This window comes from Micromonospora rubida (assembly GCF_009908295.1).
Classification (GTDB): Bacteria; Actinomycetota; Actinomycetes; order Mycobacteriales; family Micromonosporaceae; genus Micromonospora; species Micromonospora rubida.
Window position 1 is genome coordinate 598,534 of sequence record NZ_JAAALO010000002.1, and the last position, 14,440, is coordinate 612,973.

Annotated in this window: 12 protein-coding genes and 1 pseudogene; 5 read left to right on the forward strand and 8 right to left on the reverse strand. The window is 75.4% G+C overall.

The window, feature by feature from the left end; genetic code table 11:
* Positions 1-62 precede the first annotated feature (62 nt).
* The 7 genes and pseudogenes from GVV04_RS07130 to GVV04_RS07160 form a co-directional block, all read right to left on the reverse strand.
* Positions 63-923 carry a maleylpyruvate isomerase family mycothiol-dependent enzyme gene (locus GVV04_RS07130; protein ID WP_161685814.1) on the reverse strand — a complete coding sequence of 287 codons (861 nt, stop codon included), beginning with the start codon at positions 921-923 and terminating at the stop codon, positions 63-65.
* Positions 924-1,183: 260 nt separating this feature from the next.
* The gene (ung, locus tag GVV04_RS07135; protein WP_161685816.1) at positions 1,184-1,885 is read right to left on the reverse strand and encodes a uracil-DNA glycosylase; all 702 of its coding nucleotides are present in this window, start codon (positions 1,883-1,885) and stop codon (positions 1,184-1,186) included.
* A gap of 225 nt (positions 1,886-2,110) precedes the next feature.
* Positions 2,111-2,590, reverse strand: a complete 480-nt coding sequence (tsaE, locus tag GVV04_RS07140; protein WP_328822245.1) for a tRNA (adenosine(37)-N6)-threonylcarbamoyltransferase complex ATPase subunit type 1 TsaE — start codon at positions 2,588-2,590, stop codon at positions 2,111-2,113.
* A 38-nt stretch (positions 2,591-2,628) separates the two neighbouring features.
* Positions 2,629-3,717 (reverse strand): alpha/beta fold hydrolase, encoded by a 1,089-nt coding sequence (locus GVV04_RS07145; protein ID WP_161685818.1) that lies wholly within the window; start codon positions 3,715-3,717, stop codon positions 2,629-2,631.
* A gap of 13 nt (positions 3,718-3,730) precedes the next feature.
* The gene (alr, locus tag GVV04_RS07150; protein ID WP_161685819.1) at positions 3,731-4,849 is read right to left on the reverse strand and encodes an alanine racemase; all 1,119 of its coding nucleotides are present in this window, start codon (positions 4,847-4,849) and stop codon (positions 3,731-3,733) included.
* 72 nt (positions 4,850-4,921) lie between these two features.
* Positions 4,922-6,391, reverse strand: coding sequence for an NAD(P)H-hydrate dehydratase (locus GVV04_RS07155; RefSeq protein WP_161685820.1), 1,470 nt, complete (start codon positions 6,389-6,391; stop codon positions 4,922-4,924).
* A gap of 59 nt (positions 6,392-6,450) precedes the next feature.
* Positions 6,451-6,579: pseudogene (locus GVV04_RS07160) on the reverse strand (holo-ACP synthase); the annotation flags it as partial.
* Positions 6,580-6,817: 238 nt separating this feature from the next.
* Between GVV04_RS07160 and GVV04_RS07165 the strand changes: the two are divergent.
* Together GVV04_RS07165 and GVV04_RS07170 are read left to right on the forward strand one after the other, a co-directional pair.
* The gene (locus GVV04_RS07165) at positions 6,818-7,114 is read left to right on the forward strand and encodes a type VII secretion target (protein ID WP_161685822.1); all 297 of its coding nucleotides are present in this window, start codon (positions 6,818-6,820) and stop codon (positions 7,112-7,114) included.
* Positions 7,111-8,748 (forward strand): alpha/beta hydrolase, encoded by a 1,638-nt coding sequence (locus GVV04_RS07170; protein ID WP_161685824.1) that lies wholly within the window; start codon positions 7,111-7,113, stop codon positions 8,746-8,748. Before GVV04_RS07165 ends, GVV04_RS07170 begins: the two co-directional genes overlap by 4 nt.
* A gap of 108 nt (positions 8,749-8,856) precedes the next feature.
* On the opposite strand, the gene glmS is transcribed toward GVV04_RS07170, so the two are convergent.
* Positions 8,857-10,770: a glutamine--fructose-6-phosphate transaminase (isomerizing) gene (glmS, locus tag GVV04_RS07175; RefSeq protein ID WP_161685826.1), complete on the reverse strand. Its 1,914-nt coding sequence runs from the start codon at positions 10,768-10,770 to the stop codon at positions 8,857-8,859.
* 282 nt (positions 10,771-11,052) lie between these two features.
* Here glmS and GVV04_RS07180 point away from each other — a divergent pair, with 282 nt between their 5' ends.
* Genes GVV04_RS07180 through GVV04_RS07190 form a run of 3 tightly spaced genes read left to right on the forward strand, consistent with a single transcriptional unit; the run spans position 11,053 to position 14,375 of the window.
* A complete protein-coding gene (locus tag GVV04_RS07180) occupies positions 11,053-12,033 on the forward strand; it encodes an MmpS family transport accessory protein (RefSeq protein WP_161685828.1) in 981 nt (326 codons plus the stop codon).
* 39 nt (positions 12,034-12,072) lie between these two features.
* Entirely contained in the window at positions 12,073-13,269 is a 1,197-nt protein-coding gene (locus GVV04_RS07185; protein WP_328822246.1) for a pyridoxal phosphate-dependent aminotransferase, read from the forward strand.
* On the forward strand, positions 13,266-14,375 hold the full coding sequence (locus tag GVV04_RS07190) for a threonine aldolase family protein (protein ID WP_161685830.1): 1,110 nt from the start codon (positions 13,266-13,268) through the stop codon (positions 14,373-14,375). Before GVV04_RS07185 ends, GVV04_RS07190 begins: the two co-directional genes overlap by 4 nt.
* Positions 14,376-14,440 lie beyond the last annotated feature (65 nt).

Consider the following 14,440-nt stretch of genomic DNA (forward strand, 5'->3'; position numbering starts at 1 on the left):
CCCACCCCGCCCCACCCCGCCCCGGCCCCTGACCGGCGAGGGTGGGGTGGGGTGGGGTGGGGTCAGTTCGGGGCTCGTAGGACTCGGAGGAAAGGAAAGAGGAGCCAGGGCCGGGGGCCCCGGAGGGCGAGCTTGCCGGCGAGCACCGTGCGGACCCGGCTGACCCGGCCGAACAGCATCAGGTTGAGCGCCGCCGGGTCGAACCGGACCCGGACGTCCGGCGGGGTGCCCGGGGCAGCGACCGTCACCACCCCCCGGTGCAGGACGAGGGTGGTGTCGGCGCAGTACGCGGACCGGAACTCGACGGTAATCCGGCGTTCCCGGGGCGGCTCGTCGTTGTCGAGCAGGTGTCCGTAGCCGGCGCGGAGCACGTTGACCAGGAAGACCTCGAAGAAGAGCACGGCCTCCGAGCCGGGCATCTTCCACGGCCGGCCGGTCGCGCGGGCGATGTCCCAACCGTGCACGAGCAGCTCGTTGACCAGGTGGCCGAAGAGACCGGCGAGGGGCGCGCGGGCGTCACCGAACCAGCTGAGCAGCTCGTCCGGGCGGCGGTCGGCGGTGATGCGGAGGAGCTTGTCCACGTCGGCCTGGAACCGATCCAGCAGCGGCCGGGGCGACCGGTCGGTCAGGTGCCGCATTATCAGGTCGTTGACGTCAGCGATGGTGTCCACGGTGACGGTCGGGAGCTGGGCGTCGAGGCCGGGGATCGGCATCGGCGGATGATCCGGGTCGAGTTTGGTCGCGTACCACCAGGCGACCGAGACCAGATGGACGACGGTGTCCGCCACGGACCAGTGCGCGGTCACCATGGTGTCCGGCCGGTCGACCGTCTCGACCAGCCGGACGAACCGGGCGGTGGCCTGCTCCAGCGCCGCCCTGGCACTCTGCCACTGCTGCGGGCTGATGGTCGCCGTCGTCGCCATGGGACGCCTCCGATCGCGGAGTCACCGGGTCCCGGGAAGCCTACAGCGGATAGTGATCGCCGCCTCACTTCAAGCGTGCCCTCGTTGGAGGCGGCCGGTCGACCGGCCGAGGGCCACCCGGCGGCTCGCGGGCTCGGCCCGCCCTTTTGGGGCAGGTCGCGGGCAGCAGACCGGATCGGGCTTGGCGCGCAGCCGGACCGGTCGTCCGTTGCGACGGCGACCGGTCCGGCGCGGTTCGGTTCAGCGTGGTGCGGGCCGGGTCAGCTGGCGGACCGCTCCCAGTCGATGGTCGGCAGGCCGGCGTCGGCGAGGGCCTTGTTGGTCGCGCTGAACGGGCGGCTGCCGAGAAAGCCGCGCGGGTTCATCGGGCTGGGGTGGCCGGCCTCCAGCACCACGTGCTGCGGGTTGGCGACCAGGGCGGCCTTCTTGCGGGCGTACCCGCCCCAGAGCAGGAAGACCACCCGCTGATCGAGAGCGTCCAGCGCCCGAATCGTGGCGTCGGTGAACTCCTCCCACCCCTTGTTGGCATGCGAGCCGGGGGTGGCCTGCCGAACGGTCAGCACCGAGTTGAGCAGCAGCACGCCCTGCGCCGCCCAACCGTCGAGGTTGCCGCCGCGCGGCTTCGCCACGCCCAGGTCCTCGCCCAACTCCTTGAAGACGTTGCGCAGCGACGGTGGGACCGACACCCCCTCACGGACGCTGAAGCTCAGCCCGTGCGCCTGCCCCGGCTTGTGGTACGGGTCCTGCCCCAGAATCAGCACCCGACACTCCTGCGGCCCGCACAGCCGGTAGGCGGAGAACAGGTCCTCGACCGGCGGGAACACGGTCTGGGTGGCGTACTCCCCGGCGACGAACTCGGCCAGCGCAGCGGTGCGGGCCGGGTCGAGGTGGGGGGTGAGCACGGCGCGCCACTCGTCGGGCAGCAGCGCGAGCAGGTCGAGGGCGGGGGCGTCGTCGGGCATCGGCAACCTTTCGCAGTCGGTCGGTCCCCTTCCTACCAGCCCCGTCCGACACCCCGACACGGGAGTACGGGCTCCCGTCGCCGCCCGTCGACGGGCAGCGGGAGCAGTTTCTCGGAAAGAGTGGCCTCACGACGGCCGATAGCCACTCTTTCCGAGAAACTGCACGATCTCGGGGCGGGGCGGGGCGGGGCGGGTGGGGTGGGTGGGGTGGGTGGGTGGGGTGGGTCAGGGCAGGGTGGCGAGCCGGGTGGGCCAGTCGCCGCCGACCGGCTCCAGCTCGACCACGCGGGTGTCGTCGTCGCGCCGGTCGATGCGGACCCGCAGGTGGGCGTCGACCAGCTGCTCGACCAGCCCCTCCCCCCACTCGACCACGGTGACCGAGTCGTCGACCGAGGCGTCCAGGTCGAGGTCGTCGATCTCCGCGCGCGGATCTGCGGCGTCCCCGAGCCGGTACGCGTCCGCGTGCACCAGCGCCACCGCGCCACCGCGCGCCGGGTCGGGGCGGTGCACCCGGGCGATCACGAAGGTCGGCGAGGTGATGTCGCCCCGTACCCCGAGGCCCGCCCCGATGCCCTGGGTCAGCGCGGTCTTGCCGGCGCCGAGCGGGCCGGTGAGCAGCAGCAGGTCGCCGGCGCGCAGCGCCCCGGCCAGCCGACGGCCGAACGCGTGGGTGTCCTCGACCGTCGGCAGCGTGACGACGCTCACCGCGCCACCCCCCACGTGATGCCGACCCCCGACGGCGCTCACAGCGCCGCCAGGAAGTGTTCCAGTGCGGCGTCGACCTCGTCGGCGTGCTCCAGCATCACCACGTGCCCGCTGTTGTGGATCTTGAGAAACTCGGCGTGCGGCAGCCGCCGGACGATCTCCTCCGAGTGCGTCACGGGCGTGATCATGTCCTTGTCGCCGACCACCACCAGCACCGGGGTGCCGCCCAGCGCGGCCAGCGCCGGGTACCGGGAGTGGGTGGCCAGCGTGCGCAGGTAGCGGGTGACCGTGTCGGCGGAGGTGCGCGAGTTCATCTCCTCGACGTACGACACCAGGGCCGGGCTCGGCTTCGGGGTGCCGAAGCCGTACTGGCGGGTGAGCAGCCAGGCGATGTTCGAGGCCGACTTGCGGGCCTTGTCGATGGCCGTGCCGCCGTACCGGGTGGCGTTGTTCATCATGTAGAGCACCGGCGAGCTGACCCGCCCGAGCAGGGCCGGGGCCACCAGCCTCGTCTCGGCCAGCAGCCCGCCGGAGGTGGCCATCAGCACCGTGCCGACCACCCGGTCGCCGAACAGCTCCGGGTACAGCTCGGCGAACGCCATGATGGTCATCCCGCCCATCGAGTGGCCGACCAGCACCAGTGGCCCCTCCGGGGTGGTCCGGTCGATCACCCGGCGCAGCGTGCGGCCGAGCGCGGCGAGGTCGTACTCGCCGGTCTCCAGCCGCCCCGACCGGCCGTGGCCCGGCTGGTCGTACGCGACGATCCGGTGGTCGCCGCGCTCGGTGAGCATCTTGCGCTGGAAGTGGAAGGTGCCCATGTCCAGGCAGAAGCCGTGCACCAGCACCACCGTCGGGTGCCCGGCGACGGGACGGGTCGGCTCGACCACCTCGACGTGGATGTCGGTGCCGTCGGCCAGCTCCAGCCGGAACGCCTCGTCGTACGGCTGCGCGCCGAAGACCTCGTCGGCGTACGGGTCGGTGGAGTCTGCCTTGAGCCGGCGGACCAGGGCGCGTTCGCTCACCACGCCCGCCGCGAGCCCGGCGGCGGCCACGCCGACCGCGGCCCCGAGCACGCCGGCGACCCGGCCGGCGGCGGTGCGCGGCCGGGGGATGTGGAACCTGCTCACGCCGCCACCCCGGTCACGGCCGCTCGCCGTCGTACACGCGGGGCACCCGGACCCCGCCGAACCGGGTGACGATCTCGTAGTTGATGGTGCCGACCGCGTCGGCCCAGTCGTCGGCGGTCGGCTCGCCGTCGGTGCCGGGGCCGAAGAGGGTCACCACGTCGCCGTCGGCCACCGGGTCGTCGCCGCAGTCGACCACGAACTGGTCCATGCAGACCCGGCCGGAGACGGACCGCCGCCGCCCGGCGAGCTGCACCGGGCCGGCGTTCGAGGCGTGCCGGGGCACCCCGTCGGCGTAGCCGAGCGGCACCACGGCCAGGTTGGCGTCGGCCTCGGTGAGGTAGGTGTGGCCGTACGACACGCCGCTGCCGGCCGGGACCCGCTTGGTGAGCATGACCCGGGCCCGGGCGGTCATCGCCGGGCGCAGCCCGAACCGCTCGCCGGCCACCGGGGAGAGCCCGTAGATCGCGATCCCCGGCCGGACCAGGTCGAAGTGGGTGTCGGGGCGGGTCAGGGTGGCGGCGGAGTTGGCCAGGTGCCGGTAGCGCGGGCGCAGCCCGGCCCGCTCGACCATGTCCAGCCCCTCGTGGAAGACGGCGAGCTGGCGGTCGGTGGTGGGGTGGCCGGGCAGGTCCGCGTACACGAAGTGGCTCCACACGCCGACCACCTCGACCAGGCCGTCGGCCTGGGCCTTCGCGGCGGCCTCCAGCAGCGCCGGCCATTCGGCGGCGGTGGCCCCGCCGCGCGCCAGGCCGGTGTCGATCTTCAGGTGCAGCCGGGCCGGGCGGCCCGCCCGCCGGCCCGCCTCGATCATCTCGTCGAGCTGGGGCAGGCTCGCGGCGGCCAGGTCCACCCCGACGGCGACGCCCTCGTGCAGCGGCAGGCCCGGGGCGAGCAGCCAGGCCAGCACGGGCGCGGTCACGCCGGCCCGGCGCAGGGTCAGCGCCTCGTCCAGGGTGCAGACACCGAGCCAGTCGGCCCCGGCGTCGAGCGCCGCGCGGGCCGAGGGGAGCATGCCGTGGCCGTACCCGTCGCCCTTGACCACCGCCATCAGCTCGCCGCTGGTCCCGGCGCGCAGCCGCGTCACGTTCTCCCGGATCGCGTCAAGATCAACCCGCACCTCGGACTGCCACATGCCCCCAGCCTACTGACCCCCGTGGTCAACCCGGGCCGGAGCCACCACGAACGGCGGGGCGGCGGCCCGAGGTCAGGGCAGCCGGGCGACGACCGGGCGGAGGGCGGCGGCCACGTCGGGCGCGGTCACCGGCCCGCCACGGGCCGCCTCCCGGCCGGCCAGCCCGTGCAGGTACGCCGCCACGGCGGCCGCCCGCTCCGGGGCCAGCCCGGCGGCCAGCAGCGAGCCGAGCAGCCCGGCGAGCACGTCGCCCGTGCCCCCGGTGGCCAGCGCGGGAGTGCCGGTCGGGTTGACGTACGCCCGGCCGTCGGGGGTGGCGACGATCGTCCGGTCCCCCTTGAGCAGCACCACCGCGTTCATCCAGGCGGCCAGCCGCAGCGCCGCGGCGGCCCGGTCCGCCCCGGGCTCCTCGCCGCAGAGCCGGCCGAACTCCCGGTCGTGCGGGGTGACCACGATCGGGGCGTCCCTTCTGCGCAGCCGGTCCGCCATCGACCCGTCGACCAGCAGGGTCAACGCGTCGGCGTCGAGCACCACCGGAACCGGGGCGGCGAGCACCGCGCGCAGTTCGGCCACCGCGTCCTCGCCGGTGCCGAGGCCGGAGCCGCAGACCCACGCCTGCACCCGGCCGGCGTCGGCGACCCGCCTGCTGGCGATCACCGAGGGATGCTGGCGCAGCACGTCGTCGCGGGCGCTCCCGGCGTACCGGACCAGGCCGGTCGGCCCGGCGAGCGCGCCGCCGACGGAGAGCACCGCCGCCCCCGGGTACGCCGCCGAGCCGGTCGCCAGGCCGACCACGCCCCGGGTGTACTTCTCCGAGGCCGGGCCCAGCTCCGGCCACCACTGCTCGACGTCGGACCACTCGGTGACCCGCAGCGCGGGGGTGCCGCGCAGCCAGGGCCCCAGCCCGATGTCGACCAACTCGACCTGGCCGGCCAGCGCCACGGCCGGGCCGACCACCAACGCCGGCTTCAGCGCGCCGAACGCCACCGTCACGTCGGCGCGGACCGCGTTCGGCCGGCCGGAGGCAGCCAGGGGCACGTGACCGGTGTCGACGGCGACCCCGCTCGGCACGTCCACGGCGACCACGGCGGCCCGCACGCCGTCCCGGCCGCGCAGTCCGGGCAGCTCGACGGCGAGCCGGTCGGCCGCCTCGCGCAACCCGCCGGTGCCGCCGATCCCGACGATCCCGTCCAACACCAGGTCCACCTGCGCGGGCGGGCGGTCCACCAGCCGGCCCCCGGCGGCGCGCAGCGCGGCCAGCCCTTCGGCGTGCGCCCGCCCCGGGGTGAGCAGCAGGACGGAGACGGCGGCGCCCCGGCGGGCCAGCCGCTCCCCGGCGTACAGGGCGTCGCCGCCGTTGTCGCCGGTGCCGACCAGCAACAGCACCCGGGAGCCGTACACCCCGCCCCGGTCGGCGAGCAGCAGCGCGCAGCGGCGGGCCAGCCCCGCGGCGGCCCGCTGCATCAGCGTCCCGGCGGGGAGGGTGGCCATCAGCCCTGCCTCCGCCGCCCGCACGTCCGCGACCCGCCACACCGGTTTCATGCCACCCCGTCCCGTCCATACCACCCGCGCCGGTCCCGTCCGTACCCGTGTCGGTCCCGGGTTCGCGGGTTGCCGGCGGTGCACCGCTCGGCCTCGGTGAACAGCCGGTCGGCGAGCAGCGCCGTCCGCGCCAGCGCCTTGGCGAACCGCTCGACCAGGACGACGTCGATGCCGACAGCGACGATCACCGCCTCACCCTACTGGCGGAGGACGCCGCAGATTAGCCATCGGTCCGGCTGTGGGCAAGGCCTGTGGACAACCCGGGGGCACGGGCCAGAGCCGTTGTCCACAGGGCGTACCGGCCGGCACCGGGGCCACCTAACGTCGTCGCCATCGTCCGTCGTGGTCACGGCCTCGCCCGGCGCCTTTGCGCGATCGCGGAGTCCCTGTCGCCCGTCGACGACACCGAGCCGGAGGAGTGCGCCGATGCGCGAGGAGCCGTTCACCGTCCGCCCCGAGCTGCTGCGGGAGGTGGCCCGGGCGCTCGACGCCGACGCGTACCGGCTGGGGCACGGGCTGGCCGGGGCGCCCGGCCTGGTGGTGCGGGCGCCCGGGTGGCGGTCGGCGCCCGCCCTGGCCGCCCTGGAGTCGGCGGTGCATGCCTGGTGCGGCGGGCTCGGCGCGCGGGTGGCTGCCGCCGGTCAGGCGTTGTCCGCCGCCGCCGAAGGTTACGAGACGGCCGACGAGCGGGCGGCCCGCCGGCTGACGGTCCTGCCCCGGTGAGCGCGTCGGCGAACGCGTCGGCGGGGCACGCCGGGGCGGGGAATGCCCCCGCCGGGGACGGCGGCTACGCCCGGCTGTGGGCGGCCGACCCGGCCGGCTGGGCGGCAGCCGGGACTGCCTGGCGGGGGCTGACCGGGCTGGTCGACCGGCGGTCGGCCGAGCTGGCCGGGGCTGCCGGGGCACTGCGTGCCGGTTGGACGGGTGCCGCCGCCGGGGCTGCCGGCGGGCGGATCGCCGCCTTCCGGGCCGACCTGGCCGCCCTCGCGCCGGCACTGATCGAGACCGACCAGGTGCTCGCCGAGCTGGCCGGGCGGCTGCGCCGGGCCAGGGCCGGGCTGGCCGAGGCGGTCGCCCTGGCCGAGGCCGGTGGGGTGCGCATCGACCGGCGGGGGCGGGTGAGCGTGGCCCCTTCGGGTGCCCGGCCGGGCGACCCCGGCCCGCCGGTGGCGCGGGTGGCCGCCGCCGTGACCGCCGCCCTCGCGCTGGCCGACGCGGCCGACCGGGAGGCTGCCGGCCGGCTCGACGAGCTGGCCGCGGCGGCCCGGGCGGGCTGGGTGGCCCCGCCCCCGCCCTGGCGGCCGACACCCGGCGCCGACCCGTCGGCCGTCCGGGCCTGGTGGGCCGGCCTCACCCCGGCGCAGCGCCGCTGGCTGGTGGCCCGGGAGCCGGAGCTGGTCGGCCGGCTCGACGGGGTGCCGGCGGCGGCGCGGGACCAGGCGAACCGGCTGCTGGTCGGCCGGTGGCGGGAGGTGCTGCTGGCCGAGCGGCGGCGGCTGGTGGCCCGGTGGCCGCACGGGCCGGTGGAGACTGTCGGGCTGGCGCGGGTGGGGGCGACCCTGGCCGGCCTGGACGCGCTGACCGCCCGGCTGACCGGCGGCGGGCAGCCGCGCGCGTACCTGCTGGGGCTCGACCCGGGTGGCGAGGGCCGGGCGATCGTGGCGCTGGGCGACCCGGACCGGGCCGACCGCGTGCTGACGTACGTCCCGGGGATGACCGCCGGCCTCACCGACGCCACCGGGGAGCTGGGCCGGGCGGGCCGGGTGCAGGCCCGGTGCGCGGCGCTGGACCCGACGGGGGCGACGGCGGCGGTGCTCTGGCTGGACTACGACGCGCCGGACTTCCTGCACGAAGCCGTCCTGCCCGGCCAGGCGCGGGACGCCGGCCCGGCGCTGCACCGGTTCCAGGAGGGCCTGCGGGCCACCCACGACGGCCCGCCGGCCCGGCAGACGGTGCTCGGGCACAGCTACGGCTCGCTGGTCGTCGGCACCGCCGCCCGGGACCACGGTCTCGCCGCCGACGCGCTGGTGTTCGTGGGCTCCCCCGGGGTGGGCGTGGACCGGGCCGACGGGCTGCGCCTGCCCTCGGGCGAGGTCTGGGCGAGCACCGCGCCCGACGACGCGATCCGGCTGGCCCCAGCCCCCGACGAGCTGCCCCGCCGCGTGCTGCGCGGGCTCAGCCCGCTGACGGCGGTGCTGACCGCCCGGGAGGACCACACGCTGTGGTTCGGGCACGACCCGGCCGACCCGGGCTTCGGGGGCCGCACCTTCCCCAGCGGCCGGTACGGCCACACCGGCTACTGGGACCAGGGCAATCCCGCCCTGGACGGCATGGCCCGCGTCGTCCTCGGCCGGTGACGGCCCCGACGCGTGCCCCGGGACCCGCAGCGGCCCCCTGCCGCCGACGGGCGGAGAGGGCCGGCTCCGGCGGGCGGTTTACTCGACGGTGACGGATTCCGGCGGCGGTTACTCGACGGTGACGGACTTGGCCAGGTTCCGGGGCTGGTCGACGTCGTGGCCCCGGGCGGCGGCGATCTCCGCCGCGAGCACCTGCAACGGCACGGTGGTCACCAGCGGGGCGAGCAGCGTCGGCGTGCGGGGCACGCGGATCAGGTGGTCGGCGTAGCGCACCACGGCCTCGTCGCCCTCCTCGGCGATCACGATCGTCCGGGCGCCCCGGGCGCGGACCTCCTGGATGTTGGAGACGATCTTGTCGTGCAGCATGCCCCGGCCGACCGGCGACGGCACGATGCAGATCACCGGGGTGCCCTGGTCGATCAGGGCGATCGGGCCGTGCTTGAGCTCTCCGGCGGCGAACCCCTCGGCGTGCATGTACGCCAACTCCTTGAGCTTGAGCGCGCCCTCCAGGGCCACGGGATAGCCGACGTGCCGGCCGATGAAGAGCACCGTGGGCTCGTTGCGGATCTCCCGGGCCAGCTCGCGCACCGGCTCGATCCGGTCCAGCAGCTCGCGCAGTTTGGCTGGCATCTGGTGGAGCTGGTCCACCACGGCGGCCACCTCGTCGGCGAACTTGATCCCGCGCACCTGGGCCAGGTGCAGCCCGATCAGGTAGCAGGCCACGAGCTGGGTGAGGAACGCCTTGGTGGAGGCGACGGCGATCTCCGGCCCGCCGTGGGTGTAGAGGACGGCGTCGGACTCGCGCGGGATGGTCGAGCCGTTGGTGTTGCAGATGGCCAGCACCCGGGCCTTCTGCTCCTTGGCGTGCCGCAGCGCCATCAGGGTGTCCATGGTCTCGCCGGACTGCGAGATCACCACGATCAGCGTGGACCGGTCGAGGACCGGGTCACGGTAGCGGAACTCGCTGGCCAGCTCCACCTCGCAGGGGATCCGGGTCCAGTGCTCGATGGCGTACTTGGCGACCAGGCCGGAGTGGTAGGCGGTCCCGCAGGCGACGATGAAGATCTTGTCCACGTCGCGCAGGTCCTGGTCGCTGAGCCGGACCTCGTCGAGCATGATCTCGCCGCTGCCGGTGAGCCGGCCGAGCAGGGTGTCGGCGACGGCCTGCGGCTGCTCCTCGATCTCCTTGAGCATGAACCAGTCGTAGCCGCCCTTCTCCGCGGCCGAAGAGTCCCAGTCGACATGGAAGTCCTTGCCGGTGGCCGGACGGCCGGCGAAGTCGGTGATCTCGACGGAGTCGGGGGTGATCAGGACGATCTGGTCCTGGCCCAGCTCGATCGCGTCGCGGGTGTGCTCGATGAACGCGGCGACGTCGCTGGCGAGATAGTTCTCCCCGTCGCCCCGGCCCACCACCAGGGGGGAGTTGCGCCGGGCGCCGACCACCGCGCCGGGCACGGCGGCATCGACGGCCAGCAGGGTGAACGCCCCTTCGAGGCGCTGGCAGACCACGCGCATCGCGGCGGCGAGCAGCCCTGGCCCGTCCGGCTCGCCGGCGGCGCGCAGCTCGGCCAGCGCGGCGGAGAGCAGGTGGGCGGCGCACTCGGTGTCGGTGTCGCTGCTGAACTGGACGCCGGCATCCTCCAGTTCGGTGCGGAGCTTGGCGAAGTTCTCGATGATGCCGTTGTGGATCACGGCGACCCGGCCGTCGGGGGCGACGTGCGGATGGGCGTTTCGGTCGGTGGGGCCGCCGTGGGTGGCCCAGCGGGTGTGGCCGATGCCGGTGGTGCCGTCGCCGATGCCGATCGGGCTGGCGGCGCAGCCCTCGGGGTCGACGGCGGCGCGCTCGGCCAGCAGCTTCTCCAGGTTGGCCAGCTTGCCCGCCTTCTTCTCGGTCAGCAGCTCGCCATCGCACACGACGGCCACGCCGGCCGAGTCGTAGCCGCGGTACTCCAGGCGGCGCAAGCCGTCGAGCACGATGCCGAGCGCCGGGCGCGCGCCGGCGTAACCCACGATTCCACACATGACCCGCAGCCTAACCCAGTTTCACTCATCACACGTGCGCGGAAGCCGGGTAAACAAGCACTGAATTTGAGCGAATGGGTGAGGCGTGGCGGTCGCGGGGATGAACTTCCCCGCCCCTGGGCCCCCTGTTCCGGCCGGACGGCGCCCACCAGCAGGGGCCCGCCGGGCGGACCGGACGCGTACATTGAGGGCCTCCCTCGCGGGGAGCCGGTCTCGGTAACGGTCCCCGGCGTACCCGCTCCCTCCGCGGCCACGTCCGCGCCCCTTCCCCGGAGCCCTCCGATGTCCGAGGCGTCGTCGACCCCCGAGCCGAGCCAGTCCCCCGACAACGACCCCGGCGGCCCTCCGACGCCCGCGCCGGACCAGGCGCCCTCGTCCGTCCCGGACCTCCCCCCGGCCACGGTGCCCTCGACACCGGGCGCCGCACCGTGGGCACCCCTCAGCCCGCTCGCCCCACCGGAGCCGTGGGCGGCGCCGGAGCCGTGGGAACCGTCGGCGGCGAGCCATGCGGGTCTCCCGCCCGCCGCCGCCTCGGAGGCGTCGGCGGCGGGCGGTTCTCTTCCCGGTGGGCAACCCCGGTCGGGGTACGTCCCGGCGGGCTGGCCTCCAGCCCAGCCCGGCCCCGCCCAGCCCGGCTGGCCCGCCGGGGGAAACCCCGCGCAGGCCGGTTGGCCCCCGGCCGGCTATCCACCGCCGTTCGCCTACCCGGGGCAGCCGCCCACCCGCTCGGGCGGCGACGCGAAGGTGATCGCGCTCGTGATCGGGCTGGTGGTCGTCGTGGTGCTCGGGCTGTGCTGCTGCGTCGGCCTGGGCGGGATCGTCACCACCGCAGCGGACGACGGGACGACAGCAGGCGACCCCTGGTACGACGAGGACGGGACGACACCAGGCGACCCCTGGTACGACGAGGACGAGGACGAGCCGGCCGACCCTCCCACCTTCCCCGCCGACCCGTCGAAGAAGCCGGTGACCCGGCCGACCGCCGGCCCGGCTCCGGTGACGGTGGTCTACGAGGTCACCGGGGGCGGCCGGGCCGACGTCGCGTACTTCGACGCCGACAGCGACCTGATCCATGTCGACAGCGCGAAGCTGCCCTGGCGGACCACCATCCGGACCAACGGGCGGAGCCGGGTCATGGTGGAGGCCACCCGGCCCTACGACGAGAACGAGCCGCTCACCTGCCGGCTGTCGGTCACCGGGGCGAGCCCACCGGTGACCGACACGACCACGGCAGTCTGGCGCACCACCTGCTCGACCGGCTGAGGGTGGGCGTCGCCGGGCGCGGGCCGTAGGCTGACGCGGGTGACGACGCCCACCGATGTCGACCCGCTGGTGGCCCGGATGCGGCCGTTCGGGACGACCATCTTCGCCGAGATGTCCGCTTTGGCCGTGCGCACCGGCGCGGTCAACCTGGGCCAGGGCTTCCCGGACACCGACGGCCCGCCGGAGATGCTCGCCGCCGCCGCCGAGGCGCTGCGCGGCGGGCAGAACCAGTACCCGCCCGGCCCGGGCATCCCCGCGCTGCGCGCCGCCGTAGCCGGCCACCAGCGCCGGTTCTGGGGCCTGGAGTACGACCCGGACGGCGAGATCGTGATCACCGCCGGAGCGACCGAGGCGATCGCCGCGAGCATCCTCGCCCTCTGCGAGCCGGGCGACGAGGTGGTCTGCTTCGAGCCGTACTACGACTCGTACGCGGCCTCGATCGCCCTCGCCGGCGCGGTCCGGCGGCCGGTGACCCTGCGCCCGGGACCGGACGGCCGGTACGCCTTCGACCCGGACGCCCTGCGCGCCGCATTCGGGCCGCGGACCCGGCTGGTGCTGCTGAACTCGCCGCACAACCCGACCGGAAAGGTCTTCACCCCCGACGAGCTGGCCCTGGTGGCCGCGCTGTGCCGCGAGCACGACGCGTACGCGGTGACCGACGAGGTGTACGAGCACCTGGTCTTCGGCGATGCCGCCGCGCCCCACGTGCCGCTGGCCACCCTGCCCGGGATGCGCGAGCGCACCCTGCGGATCTCCTCGGCCGGTAAGACGTTCTCCTGCACCGGCTGGAAGGTCGGCTGGGTCAGCGGCCCCGCCCCGCTGGTGTCGGCGGTGCTGCGGGTCAAGCAGTTCCTCACCTTCGTCAACGCCGCCCCGTTGCAGCCGGCGGTGGCGGTGGCCCTCGCCCTGCCGGACGGGTACTTCGCCGACCTCGCGGCCGGCATGCGGGCCCGCCGGGACCAGCTCGTCGCCGGGCTGGCCGACGCCGGCTTCGACGTGCTCACCCCGGAGGGGACGTACTTCGTCACCGCCGACATCACCGCTCTCGGCGGGCGGGACGGGGTGGAGTTCTGCCGGTCGCTGCCGGAGCGCTGCGGGGTGGTCGCCGTGCCGACCCAGGTGTTCTACGACGACGCCGAGGCTGGCCGGCGACTGGTCCGGTTCGCCTTCTGCAAGCGGCCGGAGGTGCTCACCGAGGCGGTGGCCCGGCTGCGCCGGATGGGGGCCGTCGGATGACCGACGCGAACGCCGACCGGCTCCGCCGGATGGCCGCCATGCGCGGCTGTGACCAAATACTCTCCGGCAGCCGGCCGGTGTCGATGGCCGAGCATCTCGACGCCGTACGCGCCACGGTCGCCCCCGACGCCCTGCCCGACTTCTACGGCGAGGGCGGCCCGGTCGAGGCCCTGGAGTTGCGGGTCGCCGAGTTGCTCGGCACGGAGGCCGCCGTCTTCTTCCCGACCGGCACGATGGCCCAGCAGGTCGCCGTCCGGTACGGCGCGGAGCTGACCGGCAGCACCACCGTCGGCCTGCACCCGCTCAGCCACCTCGTGCTGCACGAGCGGGACGCGTACGCGGTGCTCGGCGGGCTGCGGGCGGTGCGCACCACGAACGCGCCGCGCAACCCGACCGCCGAGGAGGTGGCGGAGCTCGCCGAGCCGATCGGCACCCTGCTGCTGGAGCTGCCGCTGCGCGACGCGGGTTTCGTGCTGCCCAGCTGGGACGAGCTGGTCGACGTGGTCGCCGCGGCCCGGGACGCCGGAGCCCGGGTGCACCTCGACGGCGCCCGGCTGTGGGAGTCGACCCCGCACCTGGGGCACCCGCCGGCCGCGGTCGCCGCCCTCGCCGACAGCACGTACGTCTCGTTCTACAAGTCCCTCGGGGGCATCTCCGGGGCGGCCCTCGCCGGGGACGCCGGGCTGATCCGGTACGCCCGGGAGTGGCGGCACCGGTACGGGGGCACCCTGTTCCAGCAGTGGCCCACGGCGGCGGCCGCGCTGGTCGGGATGGACCGGGAGCTCCCCCGCCTGCCCGGGTACGTGGCACACGCGACGGCGGTGGCCGCCGCCCTGGCCGGGTTGCCCGGCGCCCGGGTGTATCCGATGCCCCCGCACACCCATCAGTTCCGGCTCTGGCTGCCGCACCCGGCGGACCGGCTCAACGCGGCCAACCTCGCCCTCGCCGAGGAGGAGAGGGCGTGGTTCGTCGGCGGCTGGCAGGACACCGAGGTCCCGGGCCTGGCGATGGCCGAGGTCACCGTGGCGGCCCCGGCCCTCGACCTCGACCCCGCCCAGGTCGCCGACCTGGGTGGCCGCTTCCTCCGCCGGCTGGCGGCGACCTGACGCTGACCGCGCTGTAGATCTTGGAAGAATGTGGCCCCCGGCGGGGCCGTTTCCCTCCGAGATCT

What these genes read in the sequence shown, in the direction of transcription:
- GVV04_RS07130 (WP_161685814.1), bottom strand. Translation starts at nt 923, where the DNA reads ATGGCGACGACGGCGACCATCAGCCCGCAGCAGTGGCAGAGTGCCAGG.
- ung (WP_161685816.1), bottom strand. Translation starts at nt 1,885, where the DNA reads ATGCCCGACGACGCCCCCGCCCTCGACCTGCTCGCGCTGCTGCCCGAC.
- alr (WP_161685819.1), bottom strand. Translation starts at nt 4,849, where the DNA reads ATGTGGCAGTCCGAGGTGCGGGTTGATCTTGACGCGATCCGGGAGAAC.
- GVV04_RS07155 (WP_161685820.1), bottom strand. Translation starts at nt 6,391, where the DNA reads ATGAAACCGGTGTGGCGGGTCGCGGACGTGCGGGCGGCGGAGGCAGGG.
- GVV04_RS07165 (WP_161685822.1), top strand. Translation starts at nt 6,818, where the DNA reads ATGCGCGAGGAGCCGTTCACCGTCCGCCCCGAGCTGCTGCGGGAGGTG.
- glmS (WP_161685826.1), bottom strand. Translation starts at nt 10,770, where the DNA reads ATGTGTGGAATCGTGGGTTACGCCGGCGCGCGCCCGGCGCTCGGCATC.
- GVV04_RS07180 (WP_161685828.1), top strand. Translation starts at nt 11,053, where the DNA reads ATGTCCGAGGCGTCGTCGACCCCCGAGCCGAGCCAGTCCCCCGACAAC.
- GVV04_RS07190 (WP_161685830.1), top strand. Translation starts at nt 13,266, where the DNA reads ATGACCGACGCGAACGCCGACCGGCTCCGCCGGATGGCCGCCATGCGC.